General features: G+C 69.6%; 21 protein-coding genes. 16 read left to right on the plus strand and 5 right to left on the minus strand.

Annotated features, from left to right (window positions below):
- Positions 1-122: 122 nt before the first annotated feature.
- The 8 genes from AB0L71_RS18170 (at position 123) to AB0L71_RS18205 (ending at position 7,037) form a co-directional block, all read left to right on the plus strand.
- Positions 123-767 carry an HAD family hydrolase gene (locus AB0L71_RS18170; protein WP_365243689.1) on the plus strand — a complete coding sequence of 215 codons (645 nt, stop codon included), beginning with the start codon at positions 123-125 and terminating at the stop codon, positions 765-767.
- A gap of 42 nt (positions 768-809) precedes the next feature.
- The gene (locus tag AB0L71_RS18175; RefSeq protein WP_365243691.1) at positions 810-2,015 is read left to right on the plus strand and encodes an MFS transporter; all 1,206 of its coding nucleotides are present in this window, start codon (positions 810-812) and stop codon (positions 2,013-2,015) included.
- Entirely contained in the window at positions 1,984-3,156 is a 1,173-nt protein-coding gene (locus tag AB0L71_RS18180) for an acetoin utilization protein AcuC (RefSeq protein WP_365243693.1), read from the plus strand. The genes AB0L71_RS18175 and AB0L71_RS18180 overlap by 32 nt, the downstream gene beginning before the upstream one ends.
- Before the next feature lie 137 nt (positions 3,157-3,293).
- The gene (locus tag AB0L71_RS18185) at positions 3,294-4,109 is read left to right on the plus strand and encodes a phosphatase (RefSeq protein ID WP_365243695.1); all 816 of its coding nucleotides are present in this window, start codon (positions 3,294-3,296) and stop codon (positions 4,107-4,109) included.
- Between the two features lie 128 nt (positions 4,110-4,237).
- A complete protein-coding gene (locus AB0L71_RS18190; RefSeq protein ID WP_365243697.1) occupies positions 4,238-4,450 on the plus strand; it encodes a helix-turn-helix domain-containing protein in 213 nt (70 codons plus the stop codon).
- 109 nt (positions 4,451-4,559) lie between these two features.
- Complete coding sequence (locus tag AB0L71_RS18195) at positions 4,560-4,658, plus strand: AURKAIP1/COX24 domain-containing protein (protein ID WP_003948845.1); 99 nt, start codon at positions 4,560-4,562, stop codon at positions 4,656-4,658.
- Positions 4,659-4,863: 205 nt separating this feature from the next.
- Positions 4,864-5,958 (plus strand): NAD-dependent epimerase/dehydratase family protein, encoded by a 1,095-nt coding sequence (locus tag AB0L71_RS18200; RefSeq protein WP_365243699.1) that lies wholly within the window; start codon positions 4,864-4,866, stop codon positions 5,956-5,958.
- A gap of 14 nt (positions 5,959-5,972) precedes the next feature.
- Positions 5,973-7,037 carry a lysophospholipid acyltransferase family protein gene (locus AB0L71_RS18205; RefSeq protein ID WP_365243701.1) on the plus strand — a complete coding sequence of 355 codons (1,065 nt, stop codon included), beginning with the start codon at positions 5,973-5,975 and terminating at the stop codon, positions 7,035-7,037.
- A gap of 109 nt (positions 7,038-7,146) precedes the next feature.
- On the opposite strand, the gene AB0L71_RS18210 is transcribed toward AB0L71_RS18205, so the two are convergent.
- From AB0L71_RS18210 to AB0L71_RS18220, 3 genes are all read right to left on the minus strand, one after another.
- Positions 7,147-8,337, minus strand: coding sequence for a DUF5667 domain-containing protein (locus AB0L71_RS18210; RefSeq protein WP_365243703.1), 1,191 nt, complete (start codon positions 8,335-8,337; stop codon positions 7,147-7,149).
- A 218-nt stretch (positions 8,338-8,555) separates the two neighbouring features.
- Entirely contained in the window at positions 8,556-9,332 is a 777-nt protein-coding gene (locus AB0L71_RS18215) for an ECF subfamily RNA polymerase sigma factor, BldN family (RefSeq protein WP_365243705.1), read from the minus strand.
- A 364-nt stretch (positions 9,333-9,696) separates the two neighbouring features.
- Complete coding sequence (locus tag AB0L71_RS18220) at positions 9,697-10,629, minus strand: HAD-IB family hydrolase (protein ID WP_365243707.1); 933 nt, start codon at positions 10,627-10,629, stop codon at positions 9,697-9,699.
- Positions 10,630-10,854: 225 nt separating this feature from the next.
- Between AB0L71_RS18220 and AB0L71_RS18225 the strand changes: the two genes are divergently transcribed.
- The 6 genes from AB0L71_RS18225 (at position 10,855) to hemB (ending at position 17,470) form a co-directional block, all read left to right on the plus strand.
- The gene (locus AB0L71_RS18225) at positions 10,855-11,130 is read left to right on the plus strand and encodes a glutaredoxin family protein (protein ID WP_365243709.1); all 276 of its coding nucleotides are present in this window, start codon (positions 10,855-10,857) and stop codon (positions 11,128-11,130) included.
- 271 nt (positions 11,131-11,401) lie between these two features.
- Positions 11,402-12,169 carry a redox-sensing transcriptional repressor Rex gene (locus AB0L71_RS18230; RefSeq protein WP_365243711.1) on the plus strand — a complete coding sequence of 256 codons (768 nt, stop codon included), beginning with the start codon at positions 11,402-11,404 and terminating at the stop codon, positions 12,167-12,169.
- Positions 12,166-13,659, plus strand: a complete 1,494-nt coding sequence (locus tag AB0L71_RS18235) for a glutamyl-tRNA reductase (protein ID WP_365243713.1) — start codon at positions 12,166-12,168, stop codon at positions 13,657-13,659. Before AB0L71_RS18230 ends, AB0L71_RS18235 begins: the two co-directional genes overlap by 4 nt.
- On the plus strand, positions 13,656-14,642 hold the full coding sequence (gene hemC, locus AB0L71_RS18240; protein WP_365243714.1) for a hydroxymethylbilane synthase: 987 nt from the start codon (positions 13,656-13,658) through the stop codon (positions 14,640-14,642). The genes AB0L71_RS18235 and hemC overlap by 4 nt, the downstream gene beginning before the upstream one ends.
- A complete protein-coding gene (locus AB0L71_RS18245; protein ID WP_365243716.1) occupies positions 14,639-16,309 on the plus strand; it encodes a bifunctional uroporphyrinogen-III C-methyltransferase/uroporphyrinogen-III synthase in 1,671 nt (556 codons plus the stop codon). Before hemC ends, AB0L71_RS18245 begins: the two co-directional genes overlap by 4 nt.
- A 162-nt stretch (positions 16,310-16,471) precedes the next feature.
- Positions 16,472-17,470, plus strand: coding sequence for a porphobilinogen synthase (gene hemB / locus AB0L71_RS18250; protein ID WP_365243717.1), 999 nt, complete (start codon positions 16,472-16,474; stop codon positions 17,468-17,470).
- Positions 17,471-17,535: 65 nt separating this feature from the next.
- On the opposite strand, the gene AB0L71_RS18255 is transcribed toward hemB, so the two are convergent.
- Positions 17,536-18,798, minus strand: a complete 1,263-nt coding sequence (locus AB0L71_RS18255; protein ID WP_365243719.1) for a choice-of-anchor A family protein — start codon at positions 18,796-18,798, stop codon at positions 17,536-17,538.
- A gap of 440 nt (positions 18,799-19,238) precedes the next feature.
- On the opposite strand from AB0L71_RS18255, the gene AB0L71_RS18260 reads away from it, so the two are divergent.
- Positions 19,239-19,820, plus strand: a complete 582-nt coding sequence (locus AB0L71_RS18260; RefSeq protein WP_365243721.1) for an RICIN domain-containing protein — start codon at positions 19,239-19,241, stop codon at positions 19,818-19,820.
- Positions 19,821-20,013: 193 nt separating this feature from the next.
- On the opposite strand, the gene AB0L71_RS18265 is transcribed toward AB0L71_RS18260, so the two are convergent.
- Positions 20,014-20,583 carry a DUF664 domain-containing protein gene (locus tag AB0L71_RS18265; RefSeq protein WP_365243723.1) on the minus strand — a complete coding sequence of 190 codons (570 nt, stop codon included), beginning with the start codon at positions 20,581-20,583 and terminating at the stop codon, positions 20,014-20,016.
- A gap of 283 nt (positions 20,584-20,866) precedes the next feature.
- Between AB0L71_RS18265 and AB0L71_RS18270 the strand changes: the two genes are divergently transcribed.
- Positions 20,867-21,544, plus strand: coding sequence for a GAP family protein (locus tag AB0L71_RS18270; RefSeq protein ID WP_365243725.1), 678 nt, complete (start codon positions 20,867-20,869; stop codon positions 21,542-21,544).
- Positions 21,545-21,659 lie beyond the last annotated feature (115 nt).

Consider the following 21,659-nt stretch of genomic DNA (forward strand, 5'->3'; position numbering starts at 1 on the left):
GCCGATGGTACTGCAGGGGGGACCCTGTGGGAGAGTAGGACGCCGCCGAACTTCTTTTACGGGAAGCCCCGTGCCCTTGTGGCACGGGGCTTTTCTGCGTTCACAGCCCTTAGGCTCGAACCATGCGCTACGAACTGGTCATCTTCGACAACGACGGTGTGCTCGTGGACAGCGAGCCGATCTCCAACACCATCCTGTCCGAGTACCTCACGGAGCTCGGACACCCCACCTCGTACCAGGAGTGTCTCCGCGACTACATGGGTTCTTCCGTGCACCGGGTGCACGATCTCTTCGAGGAGAGGACCGGGGAGAAGCTGCCCGCGGACTTCGACGAGACACTCCACTCCCGGGTCTTCGCCGCGTTCGAGCAGGAACTGGAGCCGGTCGCGGGCGTCGACGACGTGCTGGGAAAGCTGGTCGCCGACGGGACCGCCTACTGCGTCGCGTCCTCCAGCAGCCACGAGCGCATCAGAGTCGGTCACCGCAAGACCGGGATCGACCAGTGGTTCGAAGAAGAGTGGATCTTCAGCGCGGAGGACGTGGGGCAGGGAAAGCCGACCCCGGATCTGTTCCTGTATGCCGCCGAGAGGATGGGGGTTGCCCCCGAGCGGTGTGTCGTCATCGAGGACAGCCCGCTCGGAGTCGAGGCCGCCAGGCGTGCCGGGATGGATGTGTACGGGTTTACGTCGATGATGCCTGCCGACCGGCTCGGCAGTGTGACCGGGTACTTCTCCGACATGAGCCAGCTGAGGGAATTGCTCGCTTGATCGCTCTACCCATGGGTAGAGACTGGCCTTACGCTCGCGGCCATGACAAACGCTCGTTTGCGGCACGGCAGGGCCTCGCTCACGTTGAGCTTCTTCGCGCAGGGAGCCACGTTTGCCCTACTGGTGACGCGGATTCCCGCCATCCAGGACCGGTACGGGATATCCGACGGGCTGTTGCCGGTGTTTCTCGCCGCCGTGCCGATCCTGGCCGGAGTGGGAAGCGTGGCCATCGAGAAGGTGGTCGTACGGGCGCGGCCCGGGACCGTCCTGCGATGGGCTCAGCCGGTGGTGCTGCTTGCGCTGCTCGCTGTCGGTGCCGGCAGCGCGGTGGGGGAGGTTGCTCTGGCGCTCGGAGTGTTCGGGCTTGCTGTCGGGGCGCTCGATGCCTCCATGAACATGATGGGCGTCAGTCTTCAGCGGGCATACGGGCGTTCCATCATGCTCGGATTCCATGCCGCCTACAGTCTGGGCGGCATCGCTGGTGCGTCCATGGCATGGGCCGGGGCGCACTGGGACCTTTCGCTGCTGATGTCCTACTGGCCGGCGGTCGTGGTGCTGCTGCCCGCCGCGTTCATCGGGAGCCGTTGGTACGTCGACGGGACGGCGATGGACGAGGGCCCTGCGGAGGAGCAGTTGAAGGGATCTGTCCCGGTCTCCTTCAGGTTGTTGATGCCGCTCTGTCTGGTGATGAGCTTCGCGTACATCGGGGACTCGACGGTCTCGAACTGGAGCGCCAAGTATCTGCAGGACGTGCTGGGGAGTTCCGAGCAGCTGTCGACCGTTCCGTACAACGTCTACATGGTGACGACGCTGCTGGGGCGGGCCGTCGGGGACTTCGGGGTGCGGCGGTTCGGGGCGGTGACCGTGGTGCGGTTCGGGAGTGTGCTGGCGGCGGCGGGTTTCGGTGTGGTGGCGGGGGCCGGCGGGGCGTGGACGGGAATGCTCGGGTTCACTCTGCTGGGGCTCGGGCTGTGCGTGATCGTGCCGCAGACGTTCGCCGCTGCCGGGCGGATGTTCCCCGGGGCCAGTGATACGGCCATCGCGCGGCTGAATGTCTTCAACTACGTGGGATTCCTGGTGGGGTCACCGCTGGTGGGGGCGCTCGGGGACGCGTGGAGCTATCGGGGAGCGATGCTCGTGCCGATGGTGCTGGTGCTGGCGACGCTCGTGTATGCCAAGTCGTTCGGTGCGGACCCTGCCCGATACGGTGGCGGGCATGAGCGGCCGCACGCAGTTGATGTGGGATGACGCAGTAACGGGTTACGACTTCGGGGAAAGCCACCCGATGAACCCCGTCAGGCTCGCCCTGACCATGGGGCTGGTGCGGGCGTTCGGGCTCGACGGCGCGGTGGACGTGGTGGCGGCCAGGCCCGCCGGGGAGTCCACCCTGCGGCTGGTGCACCGTGAGGACTATCTGGCTGCCGTGCGGGCCGCTTCGGAGGATCCGAGCCAGGCCGACCAGCTCTACGGTCTCGGTACGACGGACGACCCCGCCTTCTCGGGGATGCACGAGGCGTCGGCGCTGATCGCCGGTCAGTCGGTGGCCGCGGCCGAGGCGGTGTGGCGCGGGGACGCCGCCCATGCCGTGAACTTCGCGGGCGGGCTGCATCACGCGATGCCGGGCGGCGCGGCCGGGTTCTGCATCTACAACGATGCGGCGCTCGCCATCGCGCGGCTGCTGGAACTGGGTGCCGAGCGGGTGGCGTACATCGATGTGGACGTGCATCACGGGGACGGGGTGCAGGCGGCGTTCTTGGAGGACCCCCGGGTGCTGACCGTGTCGTTGCACGAGCACCCGCGCACGCTTTTCCCACAGACCGGCTGGCCGGAGGAGACCGGAGCCGGTGCGGGTGCGGGCAGTGCGGTGAATGTGGCGCTGCCGGCCGGTACCGGGGACGCGGGATGGCTGCGGGCGTTCCACGCGGTGGTCCCGGAGCTGCTGGCGGACTTCCGTCCCCAGGTGCTGGTGACCCAGCACGGATCCGACACGCATTTCGATGATCCCCTCGCGCATTTCGCAGTGTCGCTGGACGCGCAGCGGTCGGTGATGGAGGCCTGTCACGATCTCGCCCATGAGTACACGGAGGGTGGGCGTTGGGTGGCACTCGGCGGGGGCGGCTATGCGGTGGTCGATGTGGTGCCGAGGTCCTGGACGCATCTGGTGGGGATCGCCGCGCATGCGCCGGTGGACCCGGAGTCTGTGATTCCGTCGTCGTGGCGGGACGAGGTCTATGCGCGGACGCGGCAGCTGGGGCCGATGCGGATGACGGACGGGCGTACTCCTTCCTGGAAACCCTGGGAGGAGGGGTACGACCCGGCGAACCGGGTGGATCAGGCGGTGTTGGCGACCAGGCGGGCGGTGTTCCCGCTGCGGGGGCTGCTGGCCTGAGGCGGGCGGGATGGTCGCGGTGCGGCTGTTCTCCGTACGGCTGTTCTTTGTGCCGCGGTCAGGGACGGTTACGCCAACCGTGGGGCTGGGCCGGGCTTCTGGCCCGCCGTCCGGGTGATTGGGGGAGCATCGGTGGGGTGTTGAGCACCGGAGCGCTGCGTGCGCATCTGCTGGCGGCCCGACTGGCGGGGCCCGTCGCCACGACGAGAGAGGCGAGCCTGCGGAGCTATCGGCTGTTCGCGGCCCGCGACCCGCGGGTGACGCTCGGTCTCACGCCCGAGCGGGGCTGGGATGAGCCCGATCTTCTTCGTCTCATGGCCGACAAGTGCGGGGTTTCGGATGATCCTGCTCATGTTGCGGGGACGGATGTGATTGATCCTGAGCGCACACTGGCAGGTCTGGATGCCTTCGCGGCGCGGCTGTCCTGCGCCGCGGTCCGGCGGGCTCCGGTGCTGTTCGGGACCGGTCACCCGCACCGGCTGCTCGGTTTCTACGCAGAGCTGGCAGACGCCATGTCGGCGGCCGGATGCCCCGTACTCACTCCCGCGCAGGGGCGATGTATCGACATAACGACCCGGTTCGGCGTACGTACGCACCGCCTCGACTACGTACGAGGAGTCGCGATGGTGCGTGAACCCGGCGTGCAGGCTCCCGGTGGTGTCACCGGCGTACACACTCACTCGCCGCTGCCCGTACGGGTCGCCCTGGAGGCGGTGGCGGAGGGGGACGGGAGCCTGCCGGAACTGGTCGTCGGGGACCACGGATGGGTCTGCGGAGCAGGTCAGCTGGGCATTGAGGCGATCGGGCTGGCGGATACGGATGATCCGGCGCTGTTCGTCGGAGAGGCCGAGGGGCGGGTGCGGGTCGCCGTTCCGCTCGACGATGCCGTGCGGTCCGACCACTACCGGCCGCTCACGCGCTATGTGCTCAATCGGGCGTGTCTGTCACAGTAGGCGGCCGATCGGCTCTCCTCTTCCCCACTCGCATCACGCGCCCCTAATCTGGGGAGTGAGCGCACAGCGACGAAGAGTCACCGGAGGGGAAGCCGGTGCGCGTCTGGCGCGGAAGGTACAGGTGGGTCATGGCTGCTGGCAGCGAGAGGCCTCTCAACGAGGTCAAGTTTCTGACCGTGGCGGAAGTCGCCTCGGTCATGAGAGTGTCGAAGATGACCGTGTACCGGTTGGTGCACAGCGGTCATCTGCCGGCGATCCAGGTGGGAAGGTCCTTCCGGGTTCCGGAGCAAGCGGTTCACGAGTATCTCCGCGAGTCATTTGTGAGGGTGGAGTCCGCCTGAGGTCCCCTCGGATTACGTCCCTCGCGCAGTGGCGGGTAGGCTAGGCCGACGTAGGTCGTGTGGGCCCAGACGCCCCGCACCAGTGAAGAAGAAGTGAGCGAGGGTAGTCGTGGGCTCTGTTATCAAGAAGCGGCGCAAGCGGATGGCCAAGAAGAAGCACCGCAAGCTGCTCAAGCGCACGCGCGTTCAGCGTCGCAACAAGAAGTAGGCGAACGCAGTTCGTGAATCCGCAGCCCTCCCGCCGATCCGGCGGGAGGGCTGCGGTGCGTTGCGCGGCGTTGCGCCGTGGACGGTGCGCGTACGCGCATTCGGGCCAAAGACTCAGGCGAAGGCCGTCGCGCGGGCATCACAGGGCAACATCCACCCGCTACGGTGACGGCCAGGGAGAAACCTTTCTACGGAAGGCGCTGGTCTTGGGGAAGGTCGTGCTGGTGACGGGAGCGGCCCGGCAGTTGGGCGGCCGCTTCGTGCGCCGTATCCAGCGTGATCCGGGAGTGGACCGGGTGATCGCGGTCGACGTGGTGGCGCCGGCACATCAGCTGGGCGACGCCGACTTCGTGACGGCGGACATCCGGCAGCCCGCGATCGGCAGAGTCCTCGCCGAGCACACCATCGACACGGTCGTCCATCTGGACGTCTCCGCCAAGGCCGTCAGCATGGGTGGCCGGACGACGGTCAAGGAGACCAACGTCATCGGGACCATGCAGCTGCTCGGTGCCTGCCAGAAGGCCCCGAGCGTGCAGCGACTGGTGATCAAGTCCAGTACGAATGTGTACGGCTCGGCGCCTCGCGACCCCGCGGTCTTCACCGAGACCACCCCGCCCAAGTCCCTGCCGAGCGGGGGCTTCGCCAAGGACGTGGTGGAGGTCGAGGGTTATGTGCGGGGCTTTGCGCGCCGTCGGCCGGACGTCGCCGTGTGCGTGCTCAGGTTCGCGAACATCCTGGGGCCGAAGGCGGATTCGCCGCTCGCCGACTACCTTTCGCTGCCCGTGCTGCCGACGGTGTTCGGGTACGACCCCAGGCTCCAGTTCGTGCACGAGGACGATGTCCTCGACGTCCTGGAGATCGCTTCGCGCGATCCGCGGCGCGGAACGTTGAACAGCGGCACCTTCAACATCGCCGGGGACGGCGTGCTGCTGCTCTCGCAGTGCTCGCGGCGGCTGGGACGGCCGACGGTGCCGCTGCTGCTGCCCGCCGTCACCTGGGTGGGCCAGGCGCTGCGTACGGTCGGCATGACGGACTTCTCGCCGGAGCAGATCCGGCTCCTCACCCACGGCCGGGTGGTCTCCACGGTCCAGATGCGCGAGATCCTCGGGTTCCGCCCGCGGTTCAGCACCGCGGGGACGTTCGCGGAGTTCGCACGCAGCCAGGGGCCGGGGCTGCTGCCGCCGGAGGCGGTGGGCAGGACGATCGACCGACTGGCCGCCCTGCCGTTCGCCGGGGCGGCCGGCGGTGTTCCGGGAACCACCGGGGCGGGCGACAGGCACCCGACCCCCAGCGCCAGGTAGAGGAGCGCAGGACGATGGCGGACGCCAAGGTCATTCCGTTCGACGACGACCGTTCGCGGCCGGGCGGCTCACCGCGCTCCGCGCGCCGCCGGTCCACCGGGGCCGGTGGTCGGGGGCAGGGGCCCTCGGTGGTCCCCGGGGTCGGGAATGCGGCCGTCAGTGCCCTTCCGGGGCAGCACGACTCGCTGCCGCAGGAGGAGCCCCAGCAGGCCGAGCAGCCCCTCCAGGACGCGCAGAGCGGTGGCTGGGAGCGGCGGATCGCCGGCGGGCTGGCGTTTCTGCGGCGGCGGGTCACCGGTGAGTACGACGTCGACGAGTTCGGGTACGACAAGGAGCTGACCGATCAGGTCCTGATGTCGATGCTGCGGCCGATGTACGAGAAGTACTTCCGGGTCGAGGTGAAGGGCATCGAGAACATCCCGTCCGACGGCGGGGCGCTCATCGTGTCCAATCACTCGGGAACGCTGCCGCTCGATGCGCTGATGCTCCAGGTCGCTGTGCACGACAACCATCCGGCGGGGCGGCATCTGCGGCTGCTCGCCGCCGATCTCGTCTTCATGCTGCCGGTGGTCAACGAGCTTGCCCGCAAGGCGGGGCACACGCTGGCCTGTGCGGAGGACGCGGAGCGGCTGCTGCGGCAGGGGGAGGTCGTCGGCGTGATGCCGGAGGGCTTCAAGGGCCTCGGCAAGCCGTTCGGCGAGCGGTACAAGCTGCAGCGCTTCGGACGGGGCGGCTTCGTCTCCACAGCGCTGCGGGCCGGGGTGCCGATCGTCCCGTGCTCGATCGTGGGGGCGGAGGAGATCTACCCGATGATCGGCAACTCGAAGACGCTGGCGCGCCTGCTGGGCTTTCCGTACTTCCCGATCACGCCGACGTTTCCCTGGCTGGGGCCGCTCGGGACGCTGCCGCTGCCGACGAAGTGGACGATCCAGTTCGGCGAGCCGATCTCCACGAGCGGGTATCCGGTGGAGGCGGCGGAGGATCCGATGCTGATGTTCAATCTGACGGATCAGGTGCGCGAGCAGATTCAGCACACGCTGTACAAGTTGCTGGTGCAGCGGAGATCGGTGTTCTTCTGAGGTTCTCCCGCGGGGTGCTTCCTGCCCGCCGGCCGAGGTGTGTGCGAGTGCTGCGGCCGGAAAGGTCTCTGTCCCTCTGGTGAACCTTTCCGGCCGCAGCACTCGTCGACTATTCGCTCAGGTCCTCGCCGTCGATGCCCAGGCCCGGGAGCAGGCCCGGGAGGAGCGGGGGCAGGGTGACGTCTGGGACGGGTGTGGCACTGTCCCCGCCGCGGGTGGACGGCGTGGTGCTCGGGGACGGGGTACCGAAGATGCCGTCCGTGCCGCCGCCGATCAGGCCGTCGGACGAGGTGCTGTCGGATTCGGAGGGGTTGGGCGAGGTGCTGTCGCCGGTACGGTCCTGTGAGCTCTCCGACGACGAGGGCGAGGTCTGGTCCGTACGGGAGGATCCGGTGTCCTGGTCGTTCTGGCTCGACCGCTGGGAGTTGCTGTTGCTGTCCGGGGTGGCGGGCAGCAACGACTGCAGCGGTTCGACCTCGTCGTCTATGGCGTCGAAGACCGAGCTGACCTGGTCACCGACATCGGAGAGTTGGACGGGCAGGCGGTCGCGCAGGCTGCTCCAGCTGCCGCGGTGCGCGCGGGAGAAGGACTCCAGGGTCTGGATCGGGCCGATGGCGCCGTCGCGTTGGTAGGCGGAGCGGAGCAGGCGGTGTCCCTCGGTGGCGTCGTGCGTCATGCCGTTGAGCGTGCGCCTGACCTCGCCGAGCTGTTCGTGGTCCAGATCGCCGGAGCGGGCGCGTTCCATCAGCCGGCGGGCTTCGCTGAGCCGGGTGGACGCCTGGTCGAGATAGACCTTTCCGCGGTTGGTGTCGCCGCTGGCCATGCCGAGGTGGAGGTCCTCCATGCCGCGCTTGAGCCCGTACAGCGAATCACCCGGCAGGGCGTCGGAACTGGCAGCGGCCACTCCGCCGAAGGCTCCCGCGGCCACACCGACGGTGAGCCCGCCGGCCGCGAGGCCCTTCGTCCAGCGTGAGCGCGGGCGCAACTTCCGGAGCGGGGAGGCCCGATGGGCCCCCTTGGTCCGCTGTTCGGGCACCGTAGGGTCCGCGGACGCATCGCCCTCGGCGAACGCGGCCTCCATGGCGGCGACGAGCTCGGCGCGTTGCGCCCTTTTGACTTCGGGGTCCAACTCCGGCCGCGGTAGCTCACCGAGGCCGTTCGCCAGGGCCAACAGCGGTCCGTGGTCGGCCGCTTCGGCCGGTTCCTCGGGCTGTACGGCCGCTGCCCCGTGGAGCGGCTGCTCCTCCAGGGCCTGGGCGAAGGCGTTCGCCCGCCGGTGTGCCGAAATGGGTGCGATCACTGGCGGCACCTCCTCTCATCATGACGGTCGACTCCCCTGCGCGTCCGGAAAGTTCCGCACCTTGAGCGCTTCCACTCGAACGAGTGAGTGGCAGCGGACAGGAGGTGACGACAGGGGGCCTGCAACCAGCACAACGAGGGGCGCGGCGCTTGGGTTACGCAAGAAAGATGATCGGATCGGTGGGTGAGAGGCATGTCACCACGAGTGCGGGGGCGGAGTCAGCGGGCATCGTCCGGGAGGAGACGCGCCAGGGTGCGGACGGCACGGTACTGCAGGGTCTTGATCGCGCCCTCGTTCTTGCCCATGACGCGCGCGGTCTCGGCCACCGAGAGGCCCTGCAGGAAGCGCAGGGTCACGCACTCCTGCTGTTGGGGGTTGAGTCGGCGCACGGCCTGCAGCAGTGCGGCGTTGGAGAGGGACTCCAGGACGGAGTCCTCGGGGCTGCGCTCGACCTCGTTGGCGTCGAGCATCTCGCCGGTGGTGACCTCCAGCCGGAAACGGCTGGACTTGAAGTGGTCGGCGACCAGGTTGCGGGCGATCGTGACCAGCCAGGCGCCGAAGTCGCGGCCCTGCCAGGTGAAGGTGGAGATGCGGCGCAGGGCGCGCAGGAAGGTCTCGCTGGTGAGGTCCTCCGCCGTCGCCTTGCCACCCACGCGGTAGTAGATGTAGCGGTAGACGGTGTCGCTGTACTGGTCGTAGAGGCGGCCGAAGGCTTCGGCCTCGCCGGCCTGTGCGCGCTCGACGAGTTCCATCATGCGGGCGCTGTCGCTGTCGGCGGTGGGCCGACGGGCGGTGGACGTAGTAGGGGCGCCGCGGTTGCTGCGTCTTCCGACCGCCGCCCCGCGTTCGGCCAGGGCGTAGCAGGGGCCGACAGGTGCAGGGGTGGCGAATGCGGGTACGGCGTACGCGGTGGGGACGAAGCCGCGCAAGCGGTCAGCGATCGTTGCGCGCAGCGTAGCCAGGCCCGAGGCGTCAACCCCGACGTGTGGGTACACGGGACTCCCAGAGGCAGAGCTTCCATCACGTGCAGTGCGGAACCGTCACCCGTCGTAGTGAGTGGTGGGTCCGGAATGCGTCTGAGGAGAATAACGCTTAGTGCAGGCCTTGCTACACCGAGTTTCTCAAATCGTCGATTCCGTCGCTTCTGTAGCGATTATTCGATGTGCCGAGTAGCAAACCGTGACCGGTTATTGACCGGATTACTTCGCGAACTGTCTTCGAGGGTGACGGGTTGTGGTCGCGTGCGAGCAATTCGGCTGGCGGGGGCGGTCGGTGGGTACAAGACCGGATTTGGCGCCGGATGTCCGGGCGTGGCCCGGCGGCCCGGGGGCCGGGCGGGCGGGCGGGAACGGGTGTGCGTCAGCGGCGGCGGCGGTGCAGGGCGACGGCGGCCGCGGTGCCGCCCGCCAGGGCGCCGACGCCGGCGGCGGCCGGGATGCCGACCTTGGCCGCCTTGCGGCCTGTGCGGTAGTCCCGCAGCCGCCAGTCGTGTGCGCGGGCGTGCTTGCGGAGCTTGGTGTCCGGGTTGATCGCGTACGGGTGCCCGACCAGGGACAGCATCGGGATGTCGTTGTGCGAATCGCTGTACGCCGCACAGCGGTGCAGGTCCAGGCCCTCGGCCGCGGCCAGGGCGCGGACCGCCTCGGCCTTCGCGGGGCCGTGCAGCGGCTCGCCGACCAGACGGCCGGTGTAGACGCCGTCGACCGATTCGGCGACCGTGCCGAGCGCGCCGGTCAGGCCGAGGCGGCGGGCGATGATCGTGGCGGTCTCCACCGGGGCGGCGGTGACCAGCCAGACCCGCTGCCCGGCGTCGAGGTGGGCCTGGGCGAGTGCACGGGTGCCGGGCCAGATGCGGTCGGCCATGTACTCGTCGTAGATCTCCTCGCCGATGGACATCAGCTCGGAGACGCGGTGGCCCTTGACGATGGACAGCGCGCTGTCGCGGGCGTCCTGCATGTGTTCGGGGTCCTCGACGCCGGCCAGCCTGAACCAGGCCTGCTGCCAGGCGAAGCGGGTCAGTTCGCGGCGCTGGAAGAACTTCCGCTTGTACAGGCCGCGGCCGAAGTGGAAGAGCGCCGCGCCCTGCATGACGGTGTTGTCCAGGTCGAAGAAGGCGGCGGCCCGCTCGTCGCCGACGACGGGGAAGAGTGGTTCCTCGGCCGCGGCGGACTGATCGTCGGGAGGTTCGGGAAGGGAGGACTTCCGTGCTGCCTCAGCTGCTGCCTCGCCTGCCAGCACGCTCCGTGCTGTCGCGGGGCGCCTACGCGGTGTGAGCCATCCAAGAGCGGCCATGCCGTGAGCATAGCCATTCGGTCCGGCCCTTCCCGGGCTGCGGGGATGCCGTGCCGTGAACTCTGGGATGCCGCATCGCCGAATTGCCGAGCGGCGTCCGGGTGATTCCGGTCCAAGGATCGCAGGGCCCGGTTCTGCCCGTACCGGAGCGTCGGTCTGTGTCCGGCGCGCGGGCCGGTCCCCGGTGGCGCGGGCCGCGGTGCTTCTGCGGCGCAGAATGAAGGCATGAGTGCCCTGCTGCGACGTACGAAGAAGAAGCCCGAGGACCGGGTGGTGACCCTGGTCGGAAAGCCCGGGTGCCACCTCTGCGACGACGCGAGGGCGGTGGTGCGGGAGGTCTGTGCGCAGACCGGCGCTTCCTGGGAGGAGAAGGACATCACCCAGGACGAGGAACTGCACCGGGAGTACTGGGAGCAGATCCCGGTCGTCCTGATCGATCACGAACAGCACACGTTCTGGAAGGTGGACCCGGTGAGGCTGCGCAAGGCACTGCTTTCGTAAGCGAAGACGGCTACCATCGTGGGCGTTTTGAGTGGTCTCGGGGGAGTGGTAGTGAGGAGTGTGTTCCGCTTTGCCCCCTTCGGGCCCGCAACGGGTTGATGCGATCCTTGGTTCCGGGGCTACGCGACGAATATGCGTGACCCCGGTCACTTTGACCGGACAAAACGGACACCATCTTTGTGCACGTGTTCACAAAGACATAGCCTGCATTCGACGGGGCGGCCATCGGACGTGCGGCCGCCTACAGCCCCGCTCATCCCGCAGGAGCACCGTGGCAACTGGCCGAAATCACCGACCGGCGACCCGTAGCCGAGGCATTCCCGAGGCCACCGTCGCCCGACTTCCGCTGTATCTGCGCGCCTTGACCGCGCTCTCCGAGCGCTCGGTCCCCACGGTCTCGTCCGAGGAACTGGCCGCGGCGGCGGGGGTCAACTCTGCCAAGCTGCGCAAGGACTTCAGCTACCTCGGCTCCTACGGGACGCGTGGGGTCGGGTACGACGTCGAGTATCTCGTCTACCAGATCTCCCGCGAACTCGGCCTCACCCAGGACTGGCCGGTCGTGATCGTCGGCATCGGTAACCTCGGCGCCGCGCTCGCCAACTACGGCGGCTTCGCCTCCCGTGGTTTCCGGGTCGCCGCACTGATCGACGCCGACCCGGCGCTGGCCGGTACGCCCGTCGCCGGTATCCCCGTGCAGCACGCCGACGAGCTGGAGAAGATCGTCGTCGAGAACGGGGTGTCGATCGGCGTCATCTCGACTCCGGCCGGAGCCGCGCAGCAGGTCTGCGACCGGCTCGTCGCGGCCGGCGTCACCTCGATCCTGAACTTCGCGCCGACGGTGCTCTCCGTGCCCGACGGTGTCGACGTGCGCAAGGTCGACCTCTCCATCGAGCTCCAGATCCTTGCCTTCCACGAGCAGCGCAAGTCCGGCGACGAGGGCGCGGAGAGCCACCCGGACCCGGCCGCGCCGCCTCTGCGCGCGCCCGCCGGAGGACGGAAGGGACCCGACGGGGACATGCCCGCCGTGATGCCCGCATGAGTCTTCTCGTCGTAGGGCTGAGCCACCGCAGCGCCCCCGTCTCCGTACTGGAGCGGGCCTCGCTGGCTGCCGAGACACAGGCCAAGCTCCTCCAGGACACCCTCGCCGCGGAGCCCGCGGCCGAGGCCGCCGTGCTGGCCACCTGCAACCGCATCGAGCTGTACGCCGACGTGGACAAGTTCCACGCCGGTGTCGCCGAGCTGTCCACCCTGCTCGCCCAGCACAGTGGCGTCGGGCTGGAAGAGCTCACTCCGTATCTCTATGTGCACTACGAGGACCGGGCCGTCCACCACCTCTTCTCGGTGGCGTGCGGGCTGGACTCGATGGTGGTCGGCGAGGGTCAGATCCTCGGCCAGATCAAGGACGCGCTGGCGCTGGGCCAGACCCGCCACACCGCCGGCCGGCTGTTGAACGACCTGTTCCAGCAGGCGCTGCGGGTCGGCAAGCGTGCCCACAGCGAGACCGGGATCGACCGGGCCGGGCAGTCGCTCGTCACCTTCGGTCTCGAACAGCTCGCGGACGGCGCGGAGGTCACCGACTGGGCCAGGGGCAAGCGCGCCCTGGTGATCGGTGCCGGCTCGATGTCCTCGCTGGCCGCCGCCACCCTGGCCCGTGCCGGTGTCGCCGAGATCGTTGTCGCCAACCGGACCCGGGCCCGTGCCGACCGGCTCGTCGAGATCCTGACCCAGGCCGGCGGTACCGGAGTGGCCGCTCGCGCCGTGGAGATGGCCGCGGTCTCCGACGAACTGACACGTGCCGATGTCGTCGTCTCGTGCACCGGTGCCACGGGTCTGGTGCTGACCGCCCAGGCCGTCGCCGGGGCGCTCGGGCTGGACTTCGCCCCGGCCGGCGAGGAGCCCGTCGCGTCCGTTCCGGCCCCGCCCGCCGACCCCGACCGGCATGCCGCCTGGGTGGAGAACGGGGCCGCCGGGACGGTGCGCCAGGCCGTGCGCCGGTCCACCGTGCCCGCCCAGGGCTCCGGCCCGGTGCGCCTCGCCCTGCTCGACCTCGCCATGCCGCGCGACATCGACGGAGCCGTCGCCCGGCTCGACGGTGTGCGCCTCGTCGACATCGAGTCGCTCGCCGAGGCGTCCGCGGACGCCCCGATGGCCGCCGACGTGGACCAGGTGCGCACCCTCGTCGGTGACGAGGTCGCCGCCTTCGGAGCCGCCCAGCGTGCCGCCCACATCACCCCGACCGTCGTCGCCCTGCGCACGATGGCCGCCGGAGTGGTCGCGGGCGAGATCGCACGGCTCGACGGACGCCTCCCCGACCTGGACGAGAAGCAGCGCGCCGAGATCTCGCAGACCGTGCGCCGCGTCGTCGACAAGCTCCTGCACGCGCCCACCGTGCGGGTCAAGCAGCTCGCCAGCGAGCCCGGAGGTGCCGGGTACGCCGATGCGCTGCGGGAACTCTTCGACCTCGACCCGCAGACGGTCGCCGCCGTCTCCCGGGCAGACCTGAACGACCCGAATAGAGGGCGGTCATGACCGACAACTCACCCCTGGGCGCGGGGGCCACCAAGCCGCTGAGGCTGGGGACCCGGCGCAGCAAGCTCGCCATGGCGCAGTCCGGCCTCGTCGCCGAGGCGGTCAGCGAGGTGACCGGACGCGCCGTCGGGCTCGTCGAGATCACCACGTACGGGGACACGTCCCGGGAGCATCTCGCCCAGATCGGCGGGACCGGCGTGTTCGTCGCCGCGCTGCGCGAGGCGCTGCTGCGCGGCGATGTGGACTTCGCCGTGCACTCGCTCAAGGACCTGCCGACCGCCCAGCCCGAGGGCCTGGTGCTGGCCGCCGTACCGGAGCGCGAGGACCCGCGCGACGTGCTGGTGGCGCGGGACGGGCTGACCCTCGGGGAACTGCCGTCCGGTGCCCGTGTCGGTACCGGCTCGCCGCGTCGTATGGCGCAGCTCAACGCGTACGCCCGCGCCCGCGGCCTCGACATCGAGACGGTGCCGATCCGGGGGAACGTCGATACGCGTATCGGTTTCGTGCGCAGCGGGGAACTGGACGCGGTGGTACTCGCCGCGGCCGGTCTCAGCCGCCTCGGCCGGACCGGTGAGGTAACCGACTTCCTGCCGACCGATACCGTTCTGCCCGCTCCCGGCCAGGGAGCACTGGCGATCGAATGCGCTGCTGCCAGCGCGGACCTCGCCGCCGCACTCGCCGAGCTCGACGACCCGTACACCCGGGCCGCCGTGACCGCCGAGCGTGCCCTGCTCGCCGCCCTGGAGGCCGGTTGTTCCGCACCTGTGGGTGCGCTGGCCGACCTCCTGGTCGACGGACAGGCTGTCAATGAACTGCGCCTGCGCGGTGTCGTCGGTTCCACCGACGGTTCCACGCTGGTACAGATGTCCATCACCGGTCCCGTCCCCACGTCGCACGACGACGCGGCGGCCCTCGGTCGCGAACTCGCGGCCGAGATGCTTGCCAAGGGTGCGGCCGGTCTTATGGGGGAGCGAGCACTTTGAGCCCCACCGGCCCCGCCGCATCCGACTTTCCGGCCCTGTCCGCACAGGGGCACGTCACCTTCCTCGGTGCCGGTCCCGGCGATCCGGGACTGTTGACCCTGCGCGCTGTCGAGGCGCTTGCGAGCGCGGACGTCCTTGTCGCCGAGCCGGACGTTCTCGGCGTTGTCCGCTGCCATGCGCGGGCAGGCGTAAGCACCCCTGAGCTGACGGTTGTTGACGCGCAGTCAACAGCCGCCGGAGTTCCCGTTCTCAGGGATGCCACCAATCTTGTCATGGAGGCAGCGAAGGGCGGCAGGCGGGTCGTCCGTGCCGTCTCGGGCGACCCGGGACTGGACGGAAACGCCGGTGCGGAGATGCTCGCCTGTGCCGCCGCGGGCATCCCCTTCGAGGTCGTGCCGGGTGTCGCCAATGCGGTCGGGGTGCCGGCGTACGCCGGTGTGCCGCTGCGGGACGCGGAGGGTGCCGACGTCCGGTTCGTCGACGCCCGTACCGCCTCGGACCGTTGCTGGGCCGAGGTCGGCGCGAGCGATGCGACGGCCGTCATCTCGACGACCCTCGACTCGGTGGCCTCGGCCGCCGGTGAGCTGGTCTCGGCGGGCCGCAAGCCCGACACCCCGCTGACCGTGACCGCGGCCGGCACGACCACCCGCCAGCGCACCTGGACGGCGACTCTCGGGTCGATCGCCCAGGTCCTGAAGCAGGCGAAGGTCCTCCCGTCGCCGGAGGGGCACCAGCCCGTCATAGCCGTGGTCGGTGAGCGCAGCCCGGCCGCCCAGCGTGACCAGCTCGCGTGGTTCGAGTCGAAGCCGTTGTTCGGCTGGAAGGTGCTCGTCCCGCGTACCAAGGAGCAGGCGGCGTCGCTCTCCGACCAGCTTCGCTCCTACGGTGCCGTGCCGCACGAGGTCCCGACGATCGCAGTCGAGCCGCCTCGTACCCCGCAGCAGATGGAGCGTGCGGTGAAGGGCCTGGTCACGGGCCGTTACGAGTGGATCGCCTTCACCAGCGTCAACGCCGTCAAGGCCGTGCGCGAGAAGTTCGAGGAGTACGGGCTCGACGCCCGTGCGTTCGCCGGGATCAAGGTCGCGGCCGTCGGCGAGCAGACCGCTGCCGCGCTGATCGACTTCGGTGTGAAGCCGGACCTGGTGCCGTCCGGCGAGCAGTCCGCCGCGGGCCTGCTGGAGGACTGGCCGCCGTACGACCCGGTCTTCGACCCGATCGACCGTGTCTTCCTGCCGCGCGCCGACATCGCCACCGAGACGCTGGTGGCCGGGCTGATCGAGCTGGGCTGGGAGGTCGACGACGTCACCGCGTACCGCACGGTCCGTGCCTCGCCGCCGCCGGCCGAGACGCGCGAGGCCATCAAGGGCGGCGGTTTCGACGCGGTGCTCTTCACCTCGTCGTCGACCGTGCGCAACCTCGTCGGCATCGCGGGCAAGCCGCACAACGTGACCGTCATCGCGTGCATCGGCCCGGCGACGGCGAAGACCGCGGAGGAGCACGGGCTGCGCGTCGACGTCCTGTCGCCGGAGCCTTCGGTGCACAAGCTGGCCGAGGCCCTCGCCACGTTCGGCGCGCAGCGCCGGGAGGCGGCGAGGGAGGCCGGTGACCCGGTGACGCGTCCGAGCGAGCGGCGTCCGGGGGCGCGGCGGCGTCGTACGACGACCTGACCGGTCCGGTCGACGGTGTTCGAGGGCCCGGCTGCTTCGGCGGCCGGGCCCCGGCCGTTTTCCGGGAGGCGGTGATCCGTGTGGGGTAGTACCCCGGCCGGTTCCGGTTTTCCGGCACGAGTGTCGGTAAGACGGTGATGTGTACGGGTCTAGTCTCGAAGCATGACTGTGTACGGAAACTTCCCCGGCTCCCGCCCCCGGCGGCTGCGGACGACCCCGGTGATGCGGCGCATGGTCGCCGAGACACGGCTCGATGCGGCGAACCTGATCCTGCCCGCGTTCGTACGTGAGGGCGTCGACGCCCCCGTCCCCATCTCGGCCATGCCCGGGGTGCAGCAGCACACCCTGGACACCCTGCGCAAGGCCGCCGTCGACGCGGTCGCGGCCGGGGTCTCCGGGATCATGCTCTTCGGCGTGCCCACGGACGAGAAGAAGGACGGCCGGGGCACGGCGGGCACCGACCCGGACGGCATCCTCCAAGTGGCGCTGCGTGCGGTGCGCGAGGAGGTCGGTGACGATCTCGTCGTGATGTCCGACCTGTGCCTGGACGAGTACACCGACCACGGCCACTGCGGTGTGCTGACGGCCGACGGCCGCGTCGACAACGACGCGACGCTGGAGCGGTACGCCGAGATGGCGCAGGTCCAGGCGGACGCGGGCGCCCATGTGGTGGGCCCCAGCGGCATGATGGACGGCCAGGTGGGCGTGATCCGTGACGCGCTGGACCAGACGGGCCACGAGGACGTCTCGATCCTCGCCTACACGGTCAAGTACTCGTCGGCGTTCTACGGGCCGTTCCGGGAGGCCGTCGGCTCCTCGCTCAAGGGTGACCGCAAGACGTACCAGCAGGACCCGGCGAACGTCCGGGAGTCGCTGCGCGAGCTGGCGCTCGACCTCGAAGAGGGCGCCGACATGGTCATGGTCAAGCCGGCCGGACCGTACCTGGACGTTCTTGCGAAGGTCGCCGACGCGGTCGACGTGCCGGTCGCGGCGTACCAGATCAGTGGTGAGTACGCGATGATCGAGGCCGCCGCCGAGAAGGGCTGGATCGACCGGGACGCGGCGATCATGGAGAGCCTGACGGGGATCCGGCGGGCCGGTGCGCAGATGATCCTGACGTACTGGGCGACGGAGGTCGCGCAGCGGCTGGCGCGGGGCTGACCGTCGTCGAACGCTGAGGTGTCCAGCCAGGACCCCGCCCGGCTCGGGCGGGGTCCTGGCTGCTGTCAGGCCCGCTTGGAGCGGCGGCGGGCCACCACGACCATCCCGGCGCCCGCGGCGAGCACCGCGGCGGCGCCGATCGCCAGCGGGAGCGTGCCGCTGCTGCCGGTCGAGGCCAGGTCACCCTCGGGGGTCTCCGCCGCCGGGCTCGACGCGGCCGGGGTGCCCGGTGCGGCCGGCTGGGACGACTCGGCTGACGGGGTGCCGCTCTCCGAGGACGGGGTCACGGAGCCGGACGGGGTGCTGTCCGTCGAGGGGGTGGTGTCCGTTGACGGTGTGGTGTCCGTCGAGGGTGTGGTGCCGGTCTCCGGGAGGCAGCCGCTGAACGGGAAGTGGTGGGTCTCCGCACCGCCCGAGCCGTGCAGCGAGGCGACCCACACCGAGCCGTTGACCGGTGCGGCGGTGCCGAGTTCCAGGTGGGCCCGGGGTGCCAGCACGCTGCCGGGCCAGGCGGCGTGGCTGTTCTTGGTGATCGTGCCGGCCTCGGGGAAGTTCCACAGGAGGTGGGAGCGGACCTTGCCTCCGGAGGCGCTCTGGAGCTTGTCGTCGAGGACGTAGCCCTGGCCGTCGGAGAGGAAGAAGCCGGTGGTGCCGGCCGCGGCCATGTCGTAGGTCTTTCCGCTGACGTTGACGACCGTGGTCGAGCCGGAGGGCACCTTGAGGTAGATCTCCTTGGCCTGTTCCAGCCGGTCCGCGGTCACGGTGAACACGTTGCGGGTGGTGTCGGTGCCCTCCAGGGTGAGCTTGGTGCCCGCGGCCTGCACGGTGGCGCCGTCGGTCGCCGGTTCGGCGGCCAGCGCGGAGGAGTAGGACCGGAGCTTGGCGAACTCGGCCTCGAAGTCGATCAGTCCGGCGTTCTGACGGGAGCTGCCGGAGTGCATTTCGAGGGCGCGGTCGCGGATCTTGCCGCCGACGACGGCGTTGCCCTTCATCACCGCGGTGACCGAGGTGTCGTTGACCAGGTCGCCGCGGACGACGAGCGTCGCCCGGTCGGGCAGGGCGTCGACCTCTGCGGCCGACAGTTCGTTCCCGACGCTGAAACCGCCGCGGAAGTCGGCGTTGCCGCCGACGGCCACCGCTCCCTCCGCGTCGGGTGAGTGGACGTCGTCGCCGAGAACGAACTCCCCGTACTTACCGGCGATTCCGAAGACGTCCGTGGTGCAGCCGGCCGAGTCGGCGGGTGCGGCCTGCGCGGCCGGGATGGTCCCGAGGCCGAGAAGAAGAGCTCCCCCGAGTGCGGTGGCTGCGGCTGTTGCGGGTATGCGCATGGTGCTTGGTTCTCCTACGGAAGTGGTCATGGAGATTCCGTGTTGGCAGGCCCATACCTTTCACACGAAAGGGTCTTGGTCAATCCCCATGCGTCAATGCGCTGACGGAGTACCAGCAGGTGGAGTGAGTCGCGTACGCTTGCTTGAACTCGTCCTCCGCAAAGGGGAGATGGGTTCTTTTGCGTCGTTTCTTCGGCGCTTCGGCGCGCCGTGAATCGCTCGGTGACGGGTGAAGCGGGGGCGAGGATGTGTGAGCGGGGCATGGGGGCGACGGAGAATGAGCGCCCCCTCTGTGCGCCCGCCTCTTGAGTGAATAGGGCACGCATTTTTGAGTGAATAGGCCATGTTTTTGCCGTTGTGGGCGAGTTGGCCTCCTCATGATGACCGGGCCCGCCCTTCCGGTGCGGGGCACCACGTACTCATGAGAGCAGGATTCCGACATGGCACATCGCCATCTCCCGCGCGTCGCCCTGGGTATCACGATCGTTGTCGCCGGCACGCTCACGCTCGGGGCCGCCACGGCCTCCGCGGTGGAGGATGCGAACCAGGACCTCATCAACAAGATGAGCGGTGGGCGTCTGGCCCTGTCCGGCGACGCCACGGGTGAGGGCAGTACGGCCATCACCCTGCGCAGTCCGTCGTGGAAGTACAGCACGGAGGCATGGGACGCGGACTCGACCTGGAGCGCGGACGAGGCCGGCACCTGGACCACCGTGTACCGGAACAGGGCGGCGAACAAGTGTCTCCAGCCCGCCTCCGCGACCGCCGAGCGCGGCACCACCATCGTCGTGCGCACCTGTGACGGCTCCGACCTGCAGAAGTGGATCCTCAGGGGCGAGAAGGTCGACGGCAAGTACACCGGGTGGTGGATGTGGCGCCCGAAGGTCAACAGGAACGTCGCCATCGCCCTGAACCGCTACAACGACGGCAACTGGGACACCCTGCACCTCGACACCGCCTACCCCAGCTCCGACCGGCTGTGGCGTATCGCGCCCAACGATGCGGCCTGGAACCTGGATTGACCGGTTCGGTCCGGTCCGGGCCGGTCCGGCATGGTTCGGACCGATCAGGGGTCGCGCCGGGTCGGTGGGCCGCGTCCGGTGAGCCCGTGACGGGTGGGCCGTGAGTGGTGGGCCCGTGAGCGGTGAGCCCGTTACCGGTGAGCCCTCGTCCGTCCCGATGCAGGACGGGCGGGGGCTGACCTTCGTCACCCCGTCACTGACCGACCCTTCCGTCGATGCACTCGCGCAACAGGTCGGCGTGCCCGCAGTGACGGGCGTATTCCTCGACCCTGTGCACCATCAGCTCCCGGACCGCGATCCCGTCCTTCCCCAGGCGCTCGCCGAGGTCCGGGTGTGCGGCCAGTGCGGCGTCGGTCGCGGCCTGCTCCCGCGCCAGATCGGCGTACGCGGCGTCGACTGCGGCCTGCTCGGCGACGGCGTCGTCGAAGTCCGCGTCTCGCTTGCCGTACAGCTTGGGCAGCGGATCGCCGTCGCTGATCCAGTTGCGCCAGTCCCGTTCCGCCTCGGCGAGGTGCCGGACCAGGCCAAGCAGCGACATCGTCGACGGTGGGACCGACCGGCGGGCCAGTTGCTCCGCATCCAGGCCCTCGCACTTCATGCGCAGAGTGTGCCGGTAGTCCGTCAGGAAACCTTGCAGCGTAGGAAGTTCACCGTCCGGGCCGGGACCTTCGCTGTTGCGGGGGTCGTCGTCCGGGTCGACCCACATATCGGGGTAGACAGTGGCCTGGGTCCATCGTGCGGGTTGATCACTCATGTGTTCCATGGTTGTCCGTGAGGCACGGGGACTGCCAGTTCTTTACGGTCGGTGTCGTGGGGTCCGCTCATCGGCTCCGGTCCCGGGGAGTCCATCAGCGGCCCGCGGAGGCCACGTGCGGCGCCAGGCTGCTTCAGCAGCCTGTGGGCGTCCGCCGGGGCCGTCGATGGGCGGCAGCCCGTCGCCACCCGTTCACCGCTTCCGCCGCGCGGCCGGACGGGCCCCGGGCCGAAAATGGGTGCCGGATCCTTCTTCCTTCTTCCTGCTTCCTGATCGCCTGCGGAGGTGGCTCATGGGCAAAGCGCTCGGCGACGTGCTGGGCCTGGCTGCCGGTGTAGCGGTCAGTCCGCTCCCCATCGTCGCCCTCATCCTTGTCCTGGCCACCCCGCGCGGACGGCTGAACGGTCCGCTGTTCGCTCTCGCCTGGGTCGTGGGGCTCGCCCTGCTGGGCGGGATCATGCTGGCGATCGGTGGCGCGGGGGGTGCCTCCTCGCACAAGGAACCTGCCCCCTGGGTGGGGGTCCTGAAGGTGGTCCTGGGCGCCCTGCTGGCCCTGTTCGGTGCCCGTCAGTGGCGCAGGCGTCCGCGGGACCCGGCCCAGGCGCAGTTGCCGAAGTGGATGGCTGCGATCGATCGCTTCACCCCTCTCAAGATCTTAGGCCTCGGGCTCGCCCTGTCGGCGGCCAACCTCAAGAACGCTCCTTTGACCATCGCCGCCGGTGCCTCGATCAGCTCGGCAGGGATTCCCGTCCCGCAGCAGATCGGGGTGCTTGCCGTGTTCGTGATCATCGCGTCCCTCGGGGTGCTGGCGCCGCTGGGCGTCTATCTGTGCATGGGGGAGCGAGCGAAGAGTGTGCTCAGTACCTGGCGGGACTGGGCCGTGCTGCACAACGTTGCCGTGATGGCCGTCCTGTTCTTCGTCCTGGGACTGAAACTGCTCGGGGACGGCATCGGTGTCCTTGTCGCGTGAGCCGGTTGTGTCCCGGCTCCGAGGAGTTGTGGTGCGGCACCCTGTTGTTTCGGCCGAGCTTCGAGCCTCGGGCTTCGAGCTTCGGGCTCGTTGATTCACTCCTGCGAGGGACATT

It is taken from the genome of Streptomyces sp. NPDC052052 (assembly GCF_040680455.1).
Taxonomy (GTDB): Bacteria; Actinomycetota; Actinomycetes; order Streptomycetales; family Streptomycetaceae; genus Streptomyces.